The following is a 20,712-nucleotide window of genomic DNA, read 5'->3' as shown; positions in this document are numbered from 1 at the left end:
CAACATAATTTGTGTTTGGCAGCAAGTGCCTGTGAAGGTCCTTGCTGTTTTTTTTAGGGCCATTCGGTCCTTCCGCAAAAATCGCCCTTATGCTCCTGAAGTCATACACCGGATTCTCCGACAGGCAGCTGGTGGAACATCTGAACAGGAACATACACTACCAGATGTTCTGTGGAATCATGAGAGCCACATGCGTTTTCCTACGGACATGAAACTCCTTTGGGAAAGCATCGAATGGCTCTACAGCCATATATGCCGGCATTGCAGGGATCTCTGGGCATAAGACGTCCGCGCAACAAATACAGGAATGTGGCGGAATCCTATCTGTCCTACTGCAAGAAAAGAAAGAGGAGAGCTTCAAGGACAAAAGTGATTATACTCTATCATCTTCATATGCCATGTATTTTGTGGGAACATTTACTGAATATCCCTAAATAGACATTTTATTTAAATATTGTTTATTGAAAATCAACTAAACCTAAACAGCTTTTGCAGTGATAGTTTCAAAAAAGATGCATGAGTTCGATAAGAACTATGGTATTATGAAATCTCATATCCGGGTCAAAGATATGATTTTTTTTATTTCGTTACGCGTTTTTTATAAAAAAATCACATTGATTTTATTTTTAACAGTTGATTTTTATAAATTCTTAGCGATCATTGGGGAATACTATGAGTTAAAATTTGTTTGTCGCGATGTCGACTGTAAAAGTTTTAAATTTATCACAGATTATGTTTTACATAATACCATAGTTCTTATCGAACTATGTAAAAACACAGATTACTATAAAGTATACTTAAATCAAATAATAAGCAAAGTCCAATAAGGCACTTAACAGATAAAAGTAATTTTCATAAGATGTGTTTTAATACATAATTTATATAAGAACAAATTTATCAGTCTGATTTTATTTTACTCATGAAATAAACTCAATAACAATCTAAGCCTCAAATGATGTTTAGATTCAATATTAACAAAATAATTTTATTATGAAAAAGGAACCTGTATTTGCCACTTTAGTGCTATTATCGGTCATGACCTCACCGACCATAATGGCTACGCCATGGCATTCTAACACAAAGGTTGGTCCAGAATCAATCGTAACAAAAACGTGTTCTAAACAAAACTATGTCAACGCTAAGACAGTAAAAGGCACAGTTGTCGATGAAAACGGTATCCCCATTATTGGAGCGAATATTGTCGTAGCAGGTACAACACATGGTACAGTTACAGACATCGATGGTAACTTCACCTTAGAGGGAGTAAATAATGGTGACAAACTGACAATATCCTATATCGGATATATTGAACAATCACTCGTTGTTAACCAAAATTCGGAGTACAAAATCGTCTTAAAAGAAGACTCGCAGAGTTTAGACGAAGTTGTAGTCGTCGGTTATGGTACACAAAAAAAAGTAAACCTGACAGGTGCCGTTGCAGCAATTGGTGCAGATGAAATCATCCAAGCCCCGGTAGCCAATATCTCGAATGCCTTGGCTGGTCGTCTACCGGGTATCCGTGTACAAAACACAGGCGGTACGCCGGGTGCCGAATCTAGCGTGGATATTCGCGGATTCGGGAAACCTCTGATTTTGGTAGATGGAGTTGAACAACCAGGTTTCCAAGTAGACCCAAACGAAATCGAAAGCATTTCCGTATTAAAAGACGCCTCCGCAGCCATCTATGGAGTGAAGGCAGGTAATGGTGTCGTATTGATCACGACCAAAAAAGGTGCAGAAGGGAAAGCGCAGATCACATACAACGGATCTATCGGCTGGCAGAACTTCACAAGCTATCCAGATATGGTAGATGCTGCCGGATACGCAGAGTTGACCGATGAAGATGCGATCAACCGAGGGAATGCCCCCGTTTATGGACCGGATAAATTAGCCTTGTTCCGCGAAGGCACTCAAGAAGGATACAAAAGCTACGACTGGAAAGACATCCTAACCCGCAAGAATGCTCCACAGACTCAACATAATATCAATGTGAACGGAGGAACCGAAAAAGTGAAATACTTCATGTCAGTAGGTTACTTAAATCAAGAAGGCTTGTATGCCACAAAAGATATCAATTTCTCTCGTTACAACTTCCGTTCCAACATCTCTGCGAAAATTTCCAAGTATTTGACCGCAGATGCGCAGTTAAGCGGACATGTACAAGACAAGATGGCACCTTATGACGACGATACTTATATCATTCACGGTATCACCCGTATGCACCCTTACTATTCTCCATACGCCAACGACGAAGAAGGTAAGCACTATGGATTAACCAACTTCCAAAATCCCCTGGCACGTTCAGATGCAGATGTTTCTGGCTATCGAAAAGAACGTAAGAAATTATTCAATGGTGTTTTCTCCTTAAAATATGATATGCCGTTTATTCCAGGACTGTCAGCCAAGGTTTTATTTTCCTATTTGACAAAAGTAGAAGAATTCAAAACCTTTGCGAAAGAGTTCAAACTCTATTCATACGATAAGGAATCTGGTAAATACAATACGGTTTTCACAGGAAACTCGCCGTCCAACTTGACTCGCAAAGATTACACACAAGAGCAGAACATGCTTCAGTTCTCTCTGAATTACAATCGCACATTCCTTGACAAACACAATGTGCAGGCTTTGTTCTTGTATGAACAACGTGAAGATTTGGATGATTATTTGCAGGCCTACCGTCAATTTGCAATTGATGCCCTTGACCAAATAAATTCAGGTTCGGACAAGAACAAAAATAACGCAGGTGTAGCAAGCGAATTGGCCAACGCATCTTTTGTAGGACGTATCAATTATGATTACGCAAGCAAATATTTATTCGAATTCTCTTTTCGCGAAGATGGTTCCGCAAAATTCTACAAAAACAACCGTTGGGGATTCTTCCCGAGCGTATCCGTAGGATGGCGTTTATCCGAAGAATCATTTATCAAGAATAACACCCAAATTTTTGACAACTTAAAGATCAGAGCATCATATGGCGTCATGGGGGATGACCAATTCTTGGACTCTAGCGGTAATCCGCAAGTTCTTCCGTTCCAATACCTGACAGGTTACAACTATCCGGGTGGAACAAATTATATCTTCGGTAGCGATGTAGTCAATTCATTGATAACAAAAGGATTGGCTAACACAGAATATTCTTGGTTGACATCCAAGATACTAAATGTCGGTTTCGATGCATCTTTGTGGAATCGTAAATTAGAAGCAAGTGTAGATGTTTTCTACCGGAAACGCGACGGCTTATTTGCATACCGTTCCGGTTCATTACCCAACACTTTTGGAGCTTCTTTCCCACAAGAAAACTTAAACAGTGATGATTTCCGAGGTTTTGAGTTGGTATTAGGACACACAAATACAGTAGGAGACTGGACTTACTCGGTCAAAGGTAATATGTCGTTCACTCGCGCGAAAAACCGCCACATTGAACAAGCTGATCCAATCAACTCCTATAAGAACTGGACCAGTAACTTTAGCGATCGTTGGAATAATATGTCTTTCGGTTACAAATGTGTAGGTCAGTTCCAAGATCAAGAAGACATCAATAACTGGGCAATCCAAGATGACGCCGGCAACACGACTATGATGCCGGGCGACTTGAAATACGAGGATTTCAATGGCGATGGCGTAATTGATAATAACGATATTCAACCAATTACCCGTAGCAACACGCCAGAAATTTATTTCGGTTTGGACCTGAGTGCCTCTTGGAAAGGTTTCGACTTCTCCTTGTTGATGCAAGGAGCAACCAATTACAATGTATATATGTCTGGTTGTTTGGGTAATGCCATGTTCAACGGGTCCAATACATTGGAATGCTTTATGGACCGATGGCATCGCGAAGACTTGTATGATCCTGAATCGGCATGGATTCCGGGGAAATATCCGTCAACATGGAACTCCGGGAAGCCATCTAACACTCGTGTTTCTACCTTCAACCACATCAGCTCATACTACCTGCGTGTAAAAAACATCGAGTTCGGCTACACCTTCCCCAAAGAGTGGTTAAGCAAGGTTTATGTTGAAAGATTACGTCTGTATGTATCCGGAAATAACGTACTGACATTTGATAATCTGCCGTTTGGCGACCCAGAAGCACCCAGTAGCGATAGAATCTTATATCCGCAGTTGAAAATTTGGAATATTGGTGTAAATGTTACATTTTAAGAATTTGATTAAAATATGAAAAGCATAAAATTATTAGTACTGTCTTTGTGTGGGCTATTTAGCATGTCGTCCTGTGTCAACGACTTCTTGGACCGTGATCCTATGGATATTATATCTGAAGACTTGGTTTGGTCCAATGAGAATGCGGTCAACGCTTATATGGCCGGAATGTACGAAGATATGTTCGTCGAACCTCATGCATGGTTGATTAACTGGGGTACCTTGGGGCATTACACAGACGAATCCATGCGTAGTTATTCATGGGGCTATCCCTACACCCCGGTATTGGATCTCTCCAGCTTGCAACAATGGGAATACAATAAAATACGTATCGCCAATGTGTTCTTGCAAAACATCCAAACCTCTACATTGAACGAGGATTTGAAACAACGTTGGACAGCGGAAGCACACTTTGTACGGGCATTCCACTATTTCACAATGGCAAAACGCTATGGTGGTGTACCTTTGATAAAAGAGGTACAAGAATATACCGGAAACAACGTAGAAGAACTAAAGGTTCCGCGCAATACGGAAGAAGAAGTCTGGAACTTCATTGCTGAAGAGTGTGATTTAGCGATCGCCGGTTTGCCTGAATCCTACGGATCTACAGACCAGTTCCGTGTAACCAAATATGCCGCAGCCGCTTTGAAAGCAAGAGCTCTGCTTTATGCAGGCTCCATCAGTCGCTATGGCACCGTACAGTTGAATGGCTTGGTAGGTATTCCTGCAGATAAGGCAAACGACTTTTTCAAAAGATCCATGGAGGCCTCTGACATGATCATTAAATCAGGCAAGTTCGCTCTATTCAATCAAGATCCGGATCCTGCTGCCAACTACCAACAACTGTTCTTAGACAAAACAATGAACAGCGAAGCTATCTTTGTAAAAGCTTTTGCATCTCCTGACAAAGCGCATAATTTCGATTATGCTATGGCCGCTCCCTCCTTCAAAATTGACTGGGGAACCAATACAAGTCCGACGTTGGAATTAGTAGAATCATATGAGTATATAGATGGAACACCTGGTACGTTAAAAACAACCGATGCAAGTGGAAATCTGATCTATTACGAAAACGCAGAAGATATTTTCAAGGATAAAGACCCGCGTTTCTTCGCCTCTATTCTTTACCCAGGTTCTCCTTGGCAAAACGGAGAGTTGGAAGTAAGACGCGGCATTATCAAAAATGATGGCTCCAAAGAGGCTGCCTCGGCATTCACGGATGTGTTCAGCGAAGATCCGTCTATGAAAACCGGAGGTAAAGATGGGCTCGTCATGGCAGGTGATTGCAGTCGTACAGGATTTTATATCAAGAAATTCATGGATCCTACCAATCGAGTAGAAATGGACCGTTCCGAAACGAACTTTATGGTGTTCCGTTATGCAGAAACCTTGCTGAATTATGCGGAAGCCGCTTTCGAATTGGGACTAAAAGACCAAGCTCTCCAAAAAGTGAACGAAGTACGTAAACGTGCTGGTATCAAGGAGAAAAATAGCTTGACAATGGATGATATCCGAAACGAAAGACGCGTAGAATTGGCATTCGAGAATTTACGTTACTGGGATTTGGTCCGTTGGCGTGTTGCTTCCAAAGTAATGAACAACACAACTTTCTCGGCATTAATTCCTTGGTTGGACTATAAGACCAAAAAATATGTTTTCGAGAAATCGGTCAATACCTTGAATCTGCCCAAAACGTTTTTGGACAAACAATACTACTTGGAGATTCCGGGTGTAGCTCAAAACGATTTATTAGAACAAAATCCGGGTTATTAATCTTTTCATATTTAAAGACATGAAAAAAATATTTTTATATGCAACACTAATTTGTGGCTTGTGCTCCTGCGGGCTTGACAACTATGACGCACCTACCGCTTCCCTAAGTGGAGCGATCATAGACAAAGAGACAAAAGAAAATGTCCCCGGACAAGCTCAAAACGGGACAAAAATACGTATGTATGAGTTTTATAATGACGAATGGTCTGTACAACCCAACGATTCATGGGTGAGCCAAGATGGCACATTCTCGAATACAGCAGTATTTACCGGTAAATACAAGATTTTAGCCGAAGGGCCTTTTGAGACAGTAGAACCGATCGAAATGGAAGTCTCAGGTTCAAAACAGATGAACTTTGAAGTAACACCGTTTTTGCGCATATCGGCAGAAGCGACATCCAACGAAACAGGCAAAGTTACGGTTAAAACTTCCGTAGACAATGTTTTAGATAAAACAATACAAGCAGTAGAATTCTACTACTGCAAGACTCCGTATGTGGATAAAAACACCTTTACGGCTAAAGAATCTGTAGAACTTGGTACGGAGACCGAATTAGACATTGCCACTTATTCTCATACGTTCGAGAATCTCAAAAGCGGAAAGACTTTCTACTTCCGGGTAGGAGCCTTAGCTGTTAACCCTGGCGGATTCTATAATTATAGTAAAGTAATAGAAGTTACCGTTAAATAAATCAGATCTATTTAAGGACTGTTTTTGCATTTTTCATTAACACAAGAAAATGCAAGACAGTCCTTAATCATCACAATGTAAACGGCCTAATATGAGTAAAACATCCAAATATCTGCTGATGATAGGTATCTATCTATTTCTTTCCTTGCTTTTTCTTATCGGAATAGAGTGTGGATTGAGAGCTTTCGGATATGGTGTAGATTTAGACCATCTTTTCTTGCAAACAGCGAATGGTAAATATTTATATCTCAACAAAAACATCAGTAGAAGGTACTTTACTCAATCACAAGCCACAAACGGAAATGTAGAGTTTTTTCGGAAAAAGAAACAAAAAAACACATTCAGAATTTTTGTTCTGGGCGAATCAGCAGCAATGGGATTTCCCTATCCCAATAATATTTCGTTCCAACGAATGCTGAAATACCAATTGCAAAAGACAAATCCAGACAAAGATATCGAGATCATCAATTTAGCTCTGACTGCAATCAACAGTTACACTTTTTACGATTTCGCACAAGAACTCGTTCATTTTGAGCCAGATGCGATTTTTATTTATGGTGGACACAACGAGTATTACGGAGCTTTGGGTGTAGGCTCCAATAATACACTCGGTAGCCATCCAACATTTATCCGTTGGGCAATCCGTTTGCGTCAGTTACGTCTTACTCAATGGCTCGATTCTTTAAAAAGCCACTTAAGCCCTCAAAAGGAGTTCTCAGACAACTTGATGAAATATGTGGTCAAAGAGCAAGTGATCCCCTACAAAAGCAAACTATTTCAACAAGGACTGGAACAGTTTCAAAACAATATGAAATTAGTACTTAATCTGTTCAAAAAACACCAAATACCAGTTTTCTTCTCAACTGTCGGAGTTAATTTAAAAGACTTAAAGCCTTTCAAAAGCATATCGTCTGACGAACATAGCGCCGATGAATATTATCAACTGGCACAAGAACAATTGCAAGCACAAGATAGCATAGCAGCATACACATCCTTCAGTCGGGCACGAGACTTGGACGCCCTTAGATTTAGAGCATCCAAAGAGATTAATGAGATCATCCGAGAATTAGCCAAAGATGACGATAATATTTACTTGGTAAATACCGAAGAGGAATTTAACCGAAAAAGCCCGTTCGGTATTCCCGGACGAGAATTATTGCTGGAACATGTACATCCTACTATCGAAGGGCATCGGGTGATCGCAAATTGCTTTTTGGAAGTTCTTCGGCAAAACCAATCCTGTTTTTCCAACAAAAAACTACAAATCGGCACTTCAGAAGATCTATACAACTTTCCTGTTTTAGAGTTTGACTCCTTAGCTGGAGAATATGCTTGCTTACAACTGCGTAAAGGATTCCCATTCTATGAAAAAGATCTCTCTACAATTACCCCTAAAACAGAAGTAGAAAAGATCGCAGCAAACTACGTACGACAAAAAAACTGGTATCAATCCATGGATCAACTGTATCAGTACGCACTTAATAGCAAGAATGAAAAATTATGTTTGGATATTCTCCGGGTTCGTATCACGGATAACCCTTACGACCTCACCTTCCTTGGTCAAGGAGGAGAATTCGCAGAGATCCGAAAAGAATATCCTTTAGCTATCTTCTTCTACACACGAAGTTTCCGCCTGTATCCCACGGTTCAAACAGCACAGAACTTAGTTGCAATCCATTTACGGCTCGATCAACCCGATCTGGCTCTTCCTTACATTGAATATATACTCCGAAACGGAAATCCGAAATTTAACGGACTCAAAGAGCTTTGCCATAAGATCATCCAGTACAAACAAGAATTAAATTGGCAATCGAATGATTCAATCCGGCAAGCAATCCGATCGATCTATCTACAAATGGGTAATCAGGATGCAGCCGACCTATACAATTAATAATAAAATGAGCTATATTTTAGGTATATCCGCATATTATCATGATGCAGCCGCAGCTTTGATAAAAGATGGCGAGATCATAGCTGCCGCACAAGAAGAACGCTTTACCCGAATCAAGAACGATGCATCTTTTCCTGCAAATGCAATCCGTTATTGTTTACAGCAAGCGGGAATTTTATTGTGTGATATCTCCACAATTATCTATTACGAAAAACCCTATCTGAAATTTGAGCGAATTTTAGAAATCTTTTATCGATACGCACCATGGGGGGTGGAACAGTTCATTAAAGGAATACCAATATGGATTGAAGAAAAACTTTTTTGCAAACGAATGCTCAAGCGTGAATTACACAAGTTAGGAAAATTCGATGAACAACATTGTAAACTTTTGTTCTCGGAACATCATTTGTCACATGCGGCTTCCGCATTTTTCGGTTCAGATTTTCAAGAAGCTGCGATTATAACAGTAGACGGTGTAGGAGAATGGAATACACTATCTATCGCTCATGGGAAAGCCAATCAAATTCAATTAATAAAAGAAATGCGATTTCCTGATTCTATTGGATTGTTCTATTCTGCATTTACCTATTATTTAGGATTCAAGGTGAACTCCGGGGAATATAAGATGATGGGATTAGCCCCTTACGCCGATCGATCTGACCGACAAACCTCAAAATTTGTCGATCAGATCAAACAACATCTACTGACGATCCATCCCGATGGTTCTATATCATTGAATATGTATTATTTCTCCTTCCACAAAAAAATGCGAATGGTTCATGAAAAGCGTTGGGAACAATTATTTCAATTGAAACCTCGAAAGGCAGAAAGCGAAATACGCCCAGAACACGCAAGTCTAGCACTTGCAGCTCAAATCGTATTGGAAGAGATACTATTGAGAATTGTTCAAACAGCCCAAAAGCTCACTGGCTGTTCCAACCTATGTCTAGCCGGAGGAGTCGCTCTAAATTGCGTAGCAAATGGTAAAATCATTCGTTCACAATTATTTGAGCATGTCTTCATCCAACCTGCCGCAGGAGATGCAGGAGGAGCATTAGGAGCGGCTTGGGCCACTTATTATATTTACCAAGGACATTCACGAAAAGCCGGGATGAACGGAGACAAGATGCACTTCGCCCAAACCGGTCCTCAATATACAGAGCATGAGATTCAAGATTTTTTGGACTCGAATAACATTTCTTATCACTATTTGGATGAAGCATTTTTATATGAAGAAGTGGCTAAACACATAGCTTCCGGTTTATGTATAGGTTGGTTTCAAGGGCGTATGGAGTTTGGCCCACGTGCATTAGGAAACCGAAGTATCTTAGCAGATCCCCGTGATAAAGAGATGCAAAAAAGATTAAATTTGAAAATCAAGTTCAGAGAAAGCTTCCGACCATTTGCTCCAGTTATATTAAAAGAAAAAGTCGGCGATTATTTTGAAAAGCTGAACGAATCCAATTATATGCTGATAACAACCAACATTTCTCTGAAACATCGGATACCATTGCCAAAGCATTATCAAGATTTAGATGCCGCAGAACGATTGGCGTTACCAAAATCAGATATTCCGGCAGTTACCCATGTGGATTTTTCCGCGCGCGTACAAACTGTTGATGAACAAAGTAATCCCAAATTAACGAAGCTTTTACGGGCATTCGAACAATTAACAGGCTACCCTTTGCTTATCAATACAAGTTTTAACGTACGTGGCGAACCTATTGTCTGCACCCCGCAAGATGCATACCGTTGTTTTATGACAACCAACTTAGATCTCTTGGTTTTAGGGAATTATATAATCAATAAAAATAACATACAAAAATCATAGAATATGGACACATTGAAAGACTTACTACTTTTTATAAAAGAACGAAAAAAATGGTGGTTGCTACCTGTATTAATATTCTTGCTATTGATTGGCTTGTTGCTAATCTCTACAAGTAATACAGTGATTGCCCCCTTTATTTACACTCTATTTTGAATGTCCTATGAATTGGATTCACATATACAAGAAAATACGTACGGTTTGGATTCGTTTCGGAAACCTGTTAAACAAGATCACCTCACCAATCCTGTTGGGAATTACTTATTTTTTGATCCTCACGCCAATTGCGTGGTTATACCGCCTGTTCAACCGGACAGAAGAGGAACAAGATAGTACAATGAACGAACGAGTTAAGACTTATTCTAAAGAAGATTTTATTCATCCATGGTAAATATAAAACAACTTCATACATTTTCCTACGGGCTACTACCATTCGTCCTATTTACAGTAATCCTTTATGCCTTTTTCTATAATCATCATCTGCTCTTTGCCGAGCAGTTACGATTGTTTGAATGGAACAAAGACTATTTCAACGAAATAGTTTATAATCCAGGAGGATTATCTGCCTATATAGGGGAGTTTTTCACACAGTTTTATCATTTAAATCATTTTGGGGGATGGATTTTAGGAGCCGGAGTCGGACTAACCGGTATATTATATCGCAACCTGATCTGCCATTGGAAAATTGGAGGAAATGTCTCATGGGAACTGATTCCTATCACTTCACTGGTTTTCTTCTATTTAAACCCTAACGCATCATTGGGACTCATTTTTGGACTTCTGATTACCCTTTTACTTGCAAGAATAACTCTTCATGAAAAGGAAGGCAAACGCAAAAGACTTCTGATCCTAATCAACTTACCGATTTGCTATTTCTTTACTGGAATAGGCTGTTATTTATATCTTATTCTCATCTTCCTCGATGAAATTTTTTCGAAGAAAAAACACTCATTTCTTGCTTGGATTCTATATACACTCGTTACAATCCTACTGCCTATCTTAACTTATTATAAATTCGACATCAATGAAACACAAGCTTGGATAGGTATAGCTTGTTTTATTACACAAGACTTACTTCATCCACTTGGTATCGTTATCGCTTCATTTTTAATGTCTCCCTTATTAGCTTACGGGACATATCATCTTTTACAGCGATTAACAGACAAAAAACGATTCGCTTTAAATCTGCTCATGGCTTTCTTCGCTATCGGGATCATCTTAAGCCAACTCAAAAATGAGGATGAACGACTTTATCAACTACATTATCTAATCACCCACGAAAAATGGGACGAAGCGATTACCTTCATGCAAAAAAAGCCTGTCCAAAATGTTCTGATGTCCTCCTATACCAACATTGCCCTGCTTCATCAGCAACGTCTTTCAAAAGAGCTATTCTCGTATTTCCAAGTAGCTCATGTCAACGAATTTTGGTCTTCCAACCATCTATTAAATTATCTGACTGCTGAGACTTATTTTCAGCTAGATATGCTCTATGCTGCCAGAGCCTATATGTTCATGGCGAACACGCAAACTCCATCCGGACGTTCCCCGCTCTATCTGACACGATTGGCGGAGATCGAATACAGAAGGGGAAAACGGGCTGCCAGCCTCAAATATGTGGCCTTACTGGAGTCTACCTTATTCTACAAAGACTGGGCTTACAAATTTAGGCAAAAGATGAACACAGACTCCTCGACAAAAAAGAGTCAACTTTCACCCAAAACCAATAAGCTTTTTCTTGCCAAAGAGATGCTTTTCAACGTGGAACAATTTGAGACACAAGCAGGAGCCAACAATCAAAAAGTCATCGATTTCCTGCTAGCAAAATATATGCTCAACAATCAATATAACGCATTTATCCAATTAGCCGCCCGGACTCATCTCACAATACATAGTAGCAAGCATTATCAAGAGTTTTTGCTAATGTATGCTTATCTACTGAAAGATAACTCATTGATTTCAAAATGGCAAATTGAACAAACTGTAATAGAGCGTTTCTACCGATATTTACAAATCAACCAGTCGGGAAAATCTCCGGAAGAAATCCAGGAATTACTATGCCCCTATAAAGACACCTATTGGTATTACGTACAATATAATAAAAAACAAATATGAGACTTAACATTTTTTACATACTTCTAATCGCCTTATGTGGCCTCTATGGATGCAAAAATCATCAACAACCAATCATTAAAGAAAATCTTAACATACTCCCAACAATTTATCCGGAGTATCAAGGTGCTCTTTTGCCCGTCAATATTGCTCCTTTGAATTTTAAGATACAAGATGAGGGTGATGAATGGATGATCCAGATTCAAGGGAAAGGAAATCCGATCACGATTACGGCGCATGACGCAGTAGAGATTCCGATTAAACGCTGGCGACAATTACTTCATCAAAATCAAGGAGGGAGCTTAAGTATCACCGTATCCAGTCGAAAAAAAGGAGAATGGTATCAATATTCTCCCTTCACGTGGGATGTATCCACTGATTCCATTGATAGTCACTTAGCCTATCGTTTAATAGAACCGACCTATGCGAATTGGAACAGTATGGCCATTTGTCAACGTGAACTATCTTCTTTCAAGGAAACGGAAATCATATCAAACAAAAAAAGCGGGCAGAACTGCATCAATTGTCATACCTTTAACCAAGGAAACCCGAATGAAATGGTCATGCACATGCGCAAAATAAATGCGGGAACGATTCTGATACAAGGAGGAGCATGTCAAAAACTCAACACAAAGACTCCTCATACGATTTCCAATTTCGTTTATCCGGATTGGCATCCTTCTGGCAAACAGATTGCATTCTCTACAAACCTAACCCAAATGTCTTTCTACGATGCACACCCTAAAATCATCGAAGTATACGATACGCAATCCGATATAGTTTTGTATGATATTTCCAAAAACGAAGTCTATACCAGTCCCCTTTTAGCCAATGCAAACAAACTAGAAAATTTTCCATTCTTTTCACCAGATGGGAAACAGCTCTATTTTTGTACGTGTGACCGGATAGATAGTTTGCCTCAACAATTCTCTAATATAAAATATCGTATCTGTAGTATTGGTTTTGATCCCCAAAATAATCAATTCAGCAAGCAGGTAGACACTCTCATTGACTTAACAAATGCAGGTAAAAGCGTAACCCTCCCCAGCATTTCACCTGATGGACAGTTTATTGCCTGTTCTGCCGCCCCTCATGGGTGCTTCTCCAGCTGGATCCCCGAATCAGATCTCTATCTATATAACACAAAAACTAAGAAATTGATAGCTGCGACTGAGTGGAATAGCCCGGAAGCAGAAAGCTGTACAACATGGTCCTCTAACAGCCGTTGGGTTATCTTCAGCAGCCGACGGGAGGATGGCATTTATAACCGACTCTATATCGCTCATATTGATTCTGTAGGAAACTTAAGCAAACCTTTCCTACTTCCACAGAGAGATCCTACTTACAACCAACGCAACCTAAAGGCTTATAATCTGCCTCGCCTTATCAAAGGCAAAGTGACGATTTCACCAATTACAATTGGGAGATGTGCTGAAGCAAAAGGCAAAAAATCGGTCCGATTTAGCAAACATTCTTATAAACCGCTTATCAACGAAGCGACAGAGAATCACAGTGAAATCAATTAAGGTAACACAAATAGGAATAACGAAACGATTTTCAACATAATTTGTGTTTGGCAGCAAGTGCCTGTGAAGGTCCTTGCTGTTTTTTTCTGCCGGACTAAAACAAAAGTTTGTTTCTTGTTAAACCTTTTTGCACCTAATTCGTCTATAATTTCGCGTACTTGTGTATATTTACGTGTCGATAAGTGTTTTTAAGTAGAATACCAGAAAAATATGACGAAGAGAGTGAAGTGGAGCGTGACGGCCGCAATTGTTTTGATGATTGCCGGAATGATCGCTTACCCGCAGATTAAAAGCCGTATGAAGGCATCCAAAGATGCAGCCGAAGTGGTTCCGCCAGCCGGAAGCCAAGTTCGGAAACAAGTTTTGAACATTAACGCGGAAGTGCTGAAATATCAGTCCCTTACCGACAAGACCATTGTAACCGGCAGTACGATCCCGGATGAGGAGGTAGACCTCTCGTTCGAATCGTCGGGCAAGATCGTGGCCATCTATTTTACGGAAGGTACGCATGTGAAAGCCGGTGACCTGCTTGCCAAGATCAATGACAAACCGTTACAGGCGGAACTGAAGAAGTTGGAAGCGCAAGTGCCTTTAGCCAAGGATCGCGTGTACCGCCAGCATACGCTTTTGGAAAAGGACGCGGTCAGTCAGGAGGCTTATGAACAAGTGGCTACCGAATATGAAAAGCTGATGGCGGACATCGAACTGGTAAAAGCCAATATTGCCCAGACCGAGCTCCGGGCGCCGTTCGACGGGATTATCGGCCTTCGTAATGTCAGCGAAGGAGCCTATGCCTCCCCCTCGACAGTTATCACCAAGCTGACAAAAATATCTCCCTTGAAAATCGAGTTCTCCGTTCCTGAACGCTACTCTGCCGACATCAAGGACGGTACGCCGATCGTATTCAGAATGAACACGTCCGTCGGCATGATGCAAGACTACAAAGCGACCGTTTATGCAGTAGAAAGCAAGATCGACGAGGCAACCCGCTCGCTGAAAGTGCGTGCAACCTATCCGAACCGGGACGAGTCGATCGTGCCGGGACGCTATACATCTGTCGAAATTACCCGCCGTGACATAAAAGACGCATTGGCGATCCCCAGCGAGGCACTGATCCCGGAAATGGGAAAGAACATCGTCTACCTGTATAAGAATGGCGTGGCCGAACCTGCCGAAATTATCTTAGGACTCCGCACGGAAAGCCAGGTCCAGGTATTGAAAGGGCTGAGCGTAGGTGATACGGTGATTACTTCCGGCGTGATGCAGCTTCGGACGGGAATGAAAGTGTCGATTGATAACCTGAAGTAACGAAGCAGCATGGCGAATATTTCCGAAATAAGCATAAAGAGACCGGTACTCTCGACCGTGATGACGATCATCCTTCTGTTGTTCGGGATGATCGGTTATAAGTTCTTAGGGGTCCGTGAGTTTCCGAGTGTGGACAACCCGATCATTTCGGTCAACGTAACCTATCCGGGAGCCAATGCCGAAGTAATCATGAACCAGATTACGGAGCCGCTCGAACAGAATATCAACGGTATTCCCGGCATTCGTTCGCTGAGCAGCGTCAGCAGTCAGGGAAGTTGCCGTATCACGGTAGAGTTTGAACTGTCTGTCGACCTGGAAACGGCGGCCAACGACGTGCGCGACAAAGTTTCGCGTGCCCAGCGTTACCTGCCGCGCGACTGCGACCCTCCGACGGTATCGAAAGCGGATGCCGATGCTACCCCGATCATGCAGATCGGTATCCGAAGCAGCAAACGCTCGCTGATGGAACTGAGTGAAATTGCCGAACTGACGGTGAAGGAACGGCTTCAGACCATTCCGAACGTGAGTGGCGTGGACATCTGGGGACAGAAACGCTACTCCATGCGCCTGTGGCTGGACCCGATCAAAATGGCCGGCTACGGAATTACTCCGTTGGATGTGAAGAACGCAGTGGACGCCGAAAACGTCGAGCTTCCATCCGGAAGCATTGAAGGAAACACGATCGACTTGTCTATCCGTACGTTAGGACTGATGCACACGGCAACGGAATTCAATGATTTGATCATCAAGCGTGACGGCGACAATATCATCCGCTTCCAAGACGTAGGGCGAGCCGAGGTGAGCCCGGAAGACTTGCGAAGCGTGATGCGCAAGAACGGCGAACCGATGGTTATCGACGTCATCATCCCGCAGCCGGGCGCCAACCAGATCGAAATTGCCGATGAGGCATACAAACGTATCGAGCAATTGAAGAAAGACCTGCCGGAAGACGTAACGGTCGAAATGGTGTACGACAATACACGCTTTATCCGGGCCTCCATCGCGGAGGTCGAAGAAACCATCTATGTGGCATTCCTGCTCGTGGTGCTGATCATCTTCCTGTTCCTGCGCGACTGGCGCGTGACGCTTGTCCCGGTGGTCGTTATCCCCGTATCATTGGTCGGGGCATTCTTTGTGATGTATGTCTCCGGCTTCTCCATCAATGTGCTGACAATGTTGGCGGTGGTGCTCTCGGTCGGACTGGTGGTGGACGACGCGATCGTGATGGCGGAGAACATCTACGTCCGCATCGAGCAGGGAATGGAACCGAAAGAGGCCGGTATAGACGGGGCGAAAGAGATATTCTTCGCCGTCGTGTCTACGACGGTAACACTCGTGTCCGTGTTCCTCCCGATCGTCTTTATGGAAGGTATGACGGGACGCTTGTTCAAGGAGTTCAGTATCGTGATCGCCGGTTCCGTAACGATATCTTCCTTTGTGGCTTTGACCTTTACGCCGATGTTGGCGACCAAGCTGCTGAGAAAACGCGAAAACAAAGGCTGGTTGTACACAAAGACGGAACCGTTCTTCGAAGGCATGAACAATATCTATGCAAAGTCGCTGAACGCGTTCCTGAACCACAAGTGGTGGTCCATACCGATTGTCGTGATCCTTTTCGGCTCCATCGGCTATTTCTGGCGAACCATCCGCTCCGAACTTTCTCCATTGGAAGACCGTTCATCCATTTCGATCAATATACGTGCACAGGAAGGAGCTACCTTCGAGTTCATCCGCGACTTTACGGACCAAGTGGCCGCCATGGCCGACACGTTGGCTCCCGAGCGGCAAGCCCTAACGGTTCGTGCGAATAACAGCAACGGATACATCACCGTTTTACTTCCCGACATCAAAGATCGCGAACGTTCGCAGATGGAGATTGCCGATGTGCTGTCAAAGAATGTACGGGGCAAGACAGAAGCACGTGCTTTCGTCCAGCAGCAATCCACTTTCGGAGGACGTCGCGCAGGTATGCCCGTCCAATATGTTTTACAAGCGACCAGCCTGGAGAAGCTACAGAAGTATTTGCCCGCCTTTATGCAGAAGGTAAGCGAAAGCCCGGTGTTCCAGATGGCAGACGTGAACCTGAAGTTTACGAAACCCGAAGCCCGTATCGAGATCAACCGCGACAAAGCTTCTTCATTGGGCGTCAGCACCCGCACGATTGCCCAGACACTACAATATGCATTGAGCGGCCAGCGTATGGGATATTTTTACATGAACGGGAAACAGTATCAGATATTGGGCGAAATCAACCGCCAGCAGCGCAACACGCCGTTGGACCTGAAATCCATTTATGTCCGCAGCGATGCAGGAGAGATGATCCAGCTGGACAACCTCGTCACATTGAAAGAAGACGTTGCCCCTCCTCAGCTGTACCGTTACAACCGCTTTGTGTCGGCAACGGTTTCCAGCGGACTCAACAAAGGTTATACGATCGGTGACGGCCTGGACGAAATGGACCGTATCGCCTCGGAGACGCTAGACAACAGTTTCCGCACGGCCCTGTCGGGCGAATCGAAAGAGTTCCGCGAAAGTTCGTCCAGCCTGATGTTTGCCATGATCCTCGCACTGTTCATGATCTATCTGGTCCTGGCCGCGCAGTTCGAGAGTTTCAAAGACCCGTTGGTCGTGATGTTCACGGTTCCGCTGGCTATTGCAGGGGCGTTGATCTTTATGAGCTATTCAGATATAACCATGAATATATTCAGTCAGATCGGTATCATCATGCTGATCGGTCTGGTGGCGAAAAACGGTATTTTGATCGTAGAGTTTGCCAACCAGCGCCAGGAAGCGGGACTGAGCATGGCGGAAGCGATCCGTTCGGCTTCCACACAACGTCTGCGGCCGATCCTGATGACCAGTATTTCGACGATCTTAGGATTGGTTCCGCTCGTATATGCTTCGGGCGAAGGGGCACAAGGACGTATCGCGATGGGTATCGCCGTAGTGGGCGGTATGATCGTTTCGACATTCCTTACCCTGTTTATCGTCCCGGCGATGTACAGCTTTATTTCCACGGACAGACAATCGAAAATTAATAATTAAGAATTAAAAATTAAGAAATAAGGCAATTGAGGATGAAGAGGTTTCTTTTATTAATATGTATAGCATTTACGGTCGTCCCGGCCGAGGCGCAACGGGTGTTCAGCCTGGACGACTGCATCCAGACCGGATTGGAACGCAATTATTCCATCCGCATCATCCGTAACGAACAGCAGATCAGCGACAACAACGCCACTCCCGGCAATGCCGGCTACCTGCCGACCGTCGACCTGAGCAGTGGTTTTAGCGGCACGCTTAACAATAACAAGTTGTCCGACGGAACGACAGAAAAAACGAACGGCATCCACAACGAGACGGTAGACATCGGCCTGAATGTGAACTGGACCGTCTTCGACGGATTAGGCATACAGGCCACTTACGAAAAACTGAAAGAGTTACAGAACTTGGGAGAATTGAACACCCGAATGACAATCGAGGATTTCGTTGCCGACCTTTCGAGCGAATACTACAACCTGATCCGCCAGAAGATCCGCCTCCGCAACCTCCGTTCCACGCTCGAACTGTCCCGCGAACGTCTGCGTATCGTGGAAGAGCGGTATTATATCGGCTCGATGTCCCGCCTGGACCTCCAACAAGCGCAAGTCGACTTCAATGCCGACAGCTCCAACGTCCTGAACCAGTTGGAACAAGTGCATACTTCACGTATCCGCCTGAACCGGCTGATGGCATTGGAGGATGTGGAGGAACAAGTACTGATCAAGGACTCCCTGATTACCCCCAACCCGTTTTTAGATGAAGTGGAACTATGGAAAAGCACGCTTACCTCCAATTCATCTCTGCTGATCGCCAAGAAAAACCAGGTGATTTCCGAGCTGGACTACAAAAAGATCAAGAGCCGTAACTATCCGTATGTCAAATTGAATGCCGGATACGGCTACACGGCGAACTGGTACGAGGTAGGAACGACCGACCTCCAGCGCCGCCTCGGCCTCAACTACGGGGTGACGGTCGGCATCAACGTATTCGACGGTTTCAACCGGAAACGCGAACAACGGAATGCCCGGATACAGATTCAGAACCAAGAATTGCGCACACAAGAACTCGAACTGGGATTGCGTGCCGATATGAGCAACTTCTGGATGGCTTATCGCAACAACCTGGACTTGTGGAGCCTGGAAAAAGAGAACTTGGTCGCGGCACAGGAAAACTACCGGATTGCGATCGACCGCTATAAACTGGGCGACCTGTCCGGTATCGAATTGCGTGAAGCCCAGAACAGCCTGCTCGAAGCGGAAGAGCGCCAGTCCATCGCCGAATACTCCACCAAGATATGCGAAATCTCCCTTTTGCAGCTTAGCGGAAAGATCATGGATATGTTCCATGAAAATGATTAACTTTGCAGAGTTAACGATTTATGATTTTAGATTTATGATCGAGGTTCACAAATCATAAATCTAAAGTCATAAATCTAAAATCATAAATCATGCGCATTATCCCCAAAGCTAATACACTAAGAAAAGGCATACTTTTATACAGAGGCATCCGTTACCGCAAAGGCTTCGGGGTTCATTCCCCCTTTGTCTTCAACCTGATCACTAAAGTGATTGAGGAGCGTTGCCAATACTATAGCTTCTACGACATCGAACTGATCCGCAAGCAGCTGCTTTTCCAAGATGACGAGATCACTTATCCCGACCGCCAGCAAAAGGGGAAGATGCGCCGCCGCACGATCGGCCGGATTGTCGAACGCGAAGCGATACGGCCCAAGCACGGCGCCTTACTTTTCCGTCTTGCCAACTATTTCAAATCAAAACACATCCTTCAGTTCGGCCCTTCCATGGGCCTGTCCACTTTGTATCTGACTTCATATGCATCCGATCTGAAATGTATCGCTCTGGAAAACGTACCGGAGTTTGCCTCCATCGCCCGTATCGCTTTCGGCAAAGCCGCCCGTAACCCGGTCGACCTGCGTGTCGGAAGCTACAAAGATTTACTACCGAAAGCCTTGAAAGACATGGAGCAACTCGATTTTGTCTTTTTCAACACCCTGTATGAGCAGCAAAACAATATCTGGCTGTTTGAGGAATGCTTGAAACATGTGCACGGCGATACGGTCTTTGTTTTCGAAGGCATCAAAACCAGCCGCAAAATGCGCGAATTCTGGCGGGAAGTATGCTGTCATCCCGAAGTAACGGTGACGATCGACCTGTATTCAATGGGAATCGTGTTTTTCAACAAGAAGTTACACAAGAGGGATTATATCGTCTATTTCTGACTCTTTATCCAAAGATACAAACAAATTGATTTTTGACTTATACATCCGTCTATCACCTCATCGACTGCAATGCTCGATTTGATCTGTGACCGTGATAATAATAGGAAACAATAACAAATATGCAAATAAAAATATACAGACCAT

General features: G+C 43.2%; 13 protein-coding genes and 1 pseudogene. All 14 read left to right on the top strand.

What is annotated here, in order from left to right; all coding sequences use genetic code 11:
* Positions 1-62 precede the first annotated feature (62 nt).
* Positions 63-375 (top strand): annotated as a pseudogene (locus tag KTG12_RS09525) (transposase); the annotation flags it as partial.
* A gap of 615 nt (positions 376-990) precedes the next feature.
* On the top strand, positions 991-4,161 hold the full coding sequence (locus tag KTG12_RS09520; RefSeq protein ID WP_216945426.1) for a TonB-dependent receptor: 3,171 nt from the start codon (positions 991-993) through the stop codon (positions 4,159-4,161).
* 15 nt (positions 4,162-4,176) lie between these two features.
* Entirely contained in the window at positions 4,177-5,934 is a 1,758-nt protein-coding gene (locus KTG12_RS09515) for a RagB/SusD family nutrient uptake outer membrane protein (RefSeq protein ID WP_005649627.1), read from the top strand.
* Positions 5,935-5,953: 19 nt separating this feature from the next.
* Positions 5,954-6,625 carry a DUF3823 domain-containing protein gene (locus KTG12_RS09510; protein WP_005633321.1) on the top strand — a complete coding sequence of 224 codons (672 nt, stop codon included), beginning with the start codon at positions 5,954-5,956 and terminating at the stop codon, positions 6,623-6,625.
* 91 nt (positions 6,626-6,716) lie between these two features.
* Entirely contained in the window at positions 6,717-8,516 is a 1,800-nt protein-coding gene (locus KTG12_RS09505) for an SGNH/GDSL hydrolase family protein (RefSeq protein WP_005633322.1), read from the top strand.
* Entirely contained in the window at positions 8,494-10,347 is a 1,854-nt protein-coding gene (locus KTG12_RS09500; RefSeq protein WP_022321293.1) for a carbamoyltransferase, read from the top strand. The genes KTG12_RS09505 and KTG12_RS09500 overlap by 23 nt, the downstream gene beginning before the upstream one ends.
* 3 nt (positions 10,348-10,350) lie before the next feature.
* A complete protein-coding gene (locus KTG12_RS21730; RefSeq protein WP_005633324.1) occupies positions 10,351-10,500 on the top strand; it encodes a DUF5989 family protein in 150 nt (49 codons plus the stop codon).
* A gap of 7 nt (positions 10,501-10,507) precedes the next feature.
* Complete coding sequence (locus KTG12_RS09495) at positions 10,508-10,735, top strand: hypothetical protein (RefSeq protein WP_005633325.1); 228 nt, start codon at positions 10,508-10,510, stop codon at positions 10,733-10,735.
* Entirely contained in the window at positions 10,729-12,459 is a 1,731-nt protein-coding gene (locus KTG12_RS09490) for a DUF6057 family protein (RefSeq protein ID WP_122121551.1), read from the top strand. Before KTG12_RS09495 ends, KTG12_RS09490 begins: the two co-directional genes overlap by 7 nt.
* On the top strand, positions 12,456-13,982 hold the full coding sequence (locus tag KTG12_RS09485) for a PD40 domain-containing protein (RefSeq protein WP_005633328.1): 1,527 nt from the start codon (positions 12,456-12,458) through the stop codon (positions 13,980-13,982). Before KTG12_RS09490 ends, KTG12_RS09485 begins: the two co-directional genes overlap by 4 nt.
* A gap of 210 nt (positions 13,983-14,192) precedes the next feature.
* Positions 14,193-15,290, top strand: a complete 1,098-nt coding sequence (locus KTG12_RS09480; protein ID WP_005633330.1) for an efflux RND transporter periplasmic adaptor subunit — start codon at positions 14,193-14,195, stop codon at positions 15,288-15,290.
* 9 nt (positions 15,291-15,299) lie between these two features.
* Complete coding sequence (locus KTG12_RS09475; protein WP_155144022.1) at positions 15,300-18,335, top strand: efflux RND transporter permease subunit; 3,036 nt, start codon at positions 15,300-15,302, stop codon at positions 18,333-18,335.
* 32 nt (positions 18,336-18,367) lie between these two features.
* On the top strand, positions 18,368-19,687 hold the full coding sequence (locus KTG12_RS09470) for a TolC family protein (protein ID WP_216945425.1): 1,320 nt from the start codon (positions 18,368-18,370) through the stop codon (positions 19,685-19,687).
* 89 nt (positions 19,688-19,776) lie between these two features.
* Positions 19,777-20,568: an O-methyltransferase gene (locus KTG12_RS09465; protein ID WP_022321528.1), complete on the top strand. Its 792-nt coding sequence runs from the start codon at positions 19,777-19,779 to the stop codon at positions 20,566-20,568.
* Positions 20,569-20,712 lie beyond the last annotated feature (144 nt).

The sequence above is a fragment of the Parabacteroides sp. MSK.9.14 genome (genome assembly GCF_019041495.1).
Lineage (GTDB): Bacteria > Bacteroidota > Bacteroidia > Bacteroidales > Tannerellaceae > Parabacteroides > Parabacteroides merdae.
Note: the sequence above shows the minus strand (reverse complement) of the source record. Positions and strands in the feature narration are given on the sequence as shown.

Coding starts and splice junctions, on each gene's coding strand:
- KTG12_RS09490 (WP_122121551.1), top strand. CDS start 10,729: ATGGTAAATATAAAACAACTTCATACATTTTCCTACGGGCTACTACCA.
- KTG12_RS09495 (WP_005633325.1), top strand. CDS start 10,508: ATGAATTGGATTCACATATACAAGAAAATACGTACGGTTTGGATTCGT.
- KTG12_RS21730 (WP_005633324.1), top strand. CDS start 10,351: ATGGACACATTGAAAGACTTACTACTTTTTATAAAAGAACGAAAAAAA.
- KTG12_RS09485 (WP_005633328.1), top strand. CDS start 12,456: ATGAGACTTAACATTTTTTACATACTTCTAATCGCCTTATGTGGCCTC.
- KTG12_RS09515 (WP_005649627.1), top strand. CDS start 4,177: ATGAAAAGCATAAAATTATTAGTACTGTCTTTGTGTGGGCTATTTAGC.
- KTG12_RS09500 (WP_022321293.1), top strand. CDS start 8,494: ATGCAGCCGACCTATACAATTAATAATAAAATGAGCTATATTTTAGGT.
- KTG12_RS09510 (WP_005633321.1), top strand. CDS start 5,954: ATGAAAAAAATATTTTTATATGCAACACTAATTTGTGGCTTGTGCTCC.
- KTG12_RS09520 (WP_216945426.1), top strand. CDS start 991: ATGAAAAAGGAACCTGTATTTGCCACTTTAGTGCTATTATCGGTCATG.
- KTG12_RS09480 (WP_005633330.1), top strand. CDS start 14,193: ATGACGAAGAGAGTGAAGTGGAGCGTGACGGCCGCAATTGTTTTGATG.
- KTG12_RS09505 (WP_005633322.1), top strand. CDS start 6,717: ATGAGTAAAACATCCAAATATCTGCTGATGATAGGTATCTATCTATTT.
- KTG12_RS09465 (WP_022321528.1), top strand. CDS start 19,777: ATGCGCATTATCCCCAAAGCTAATACACTAAGAAAAGGCATACTTTTA.
- KTG12_RS09470 (WP_216945425.1), top strand. CDS start 18,368: ATGAAGAGGTTTCTTTTATTAATATGTATAGCATTTACGGTCGTCCCG.
- KTG12_RS09475 (WP_155144022.1), top strand. CDS start 15,300: ATGGCGAATATTTCCGAAATAAGCATAAAGAGACCGGTACTCTCGACC.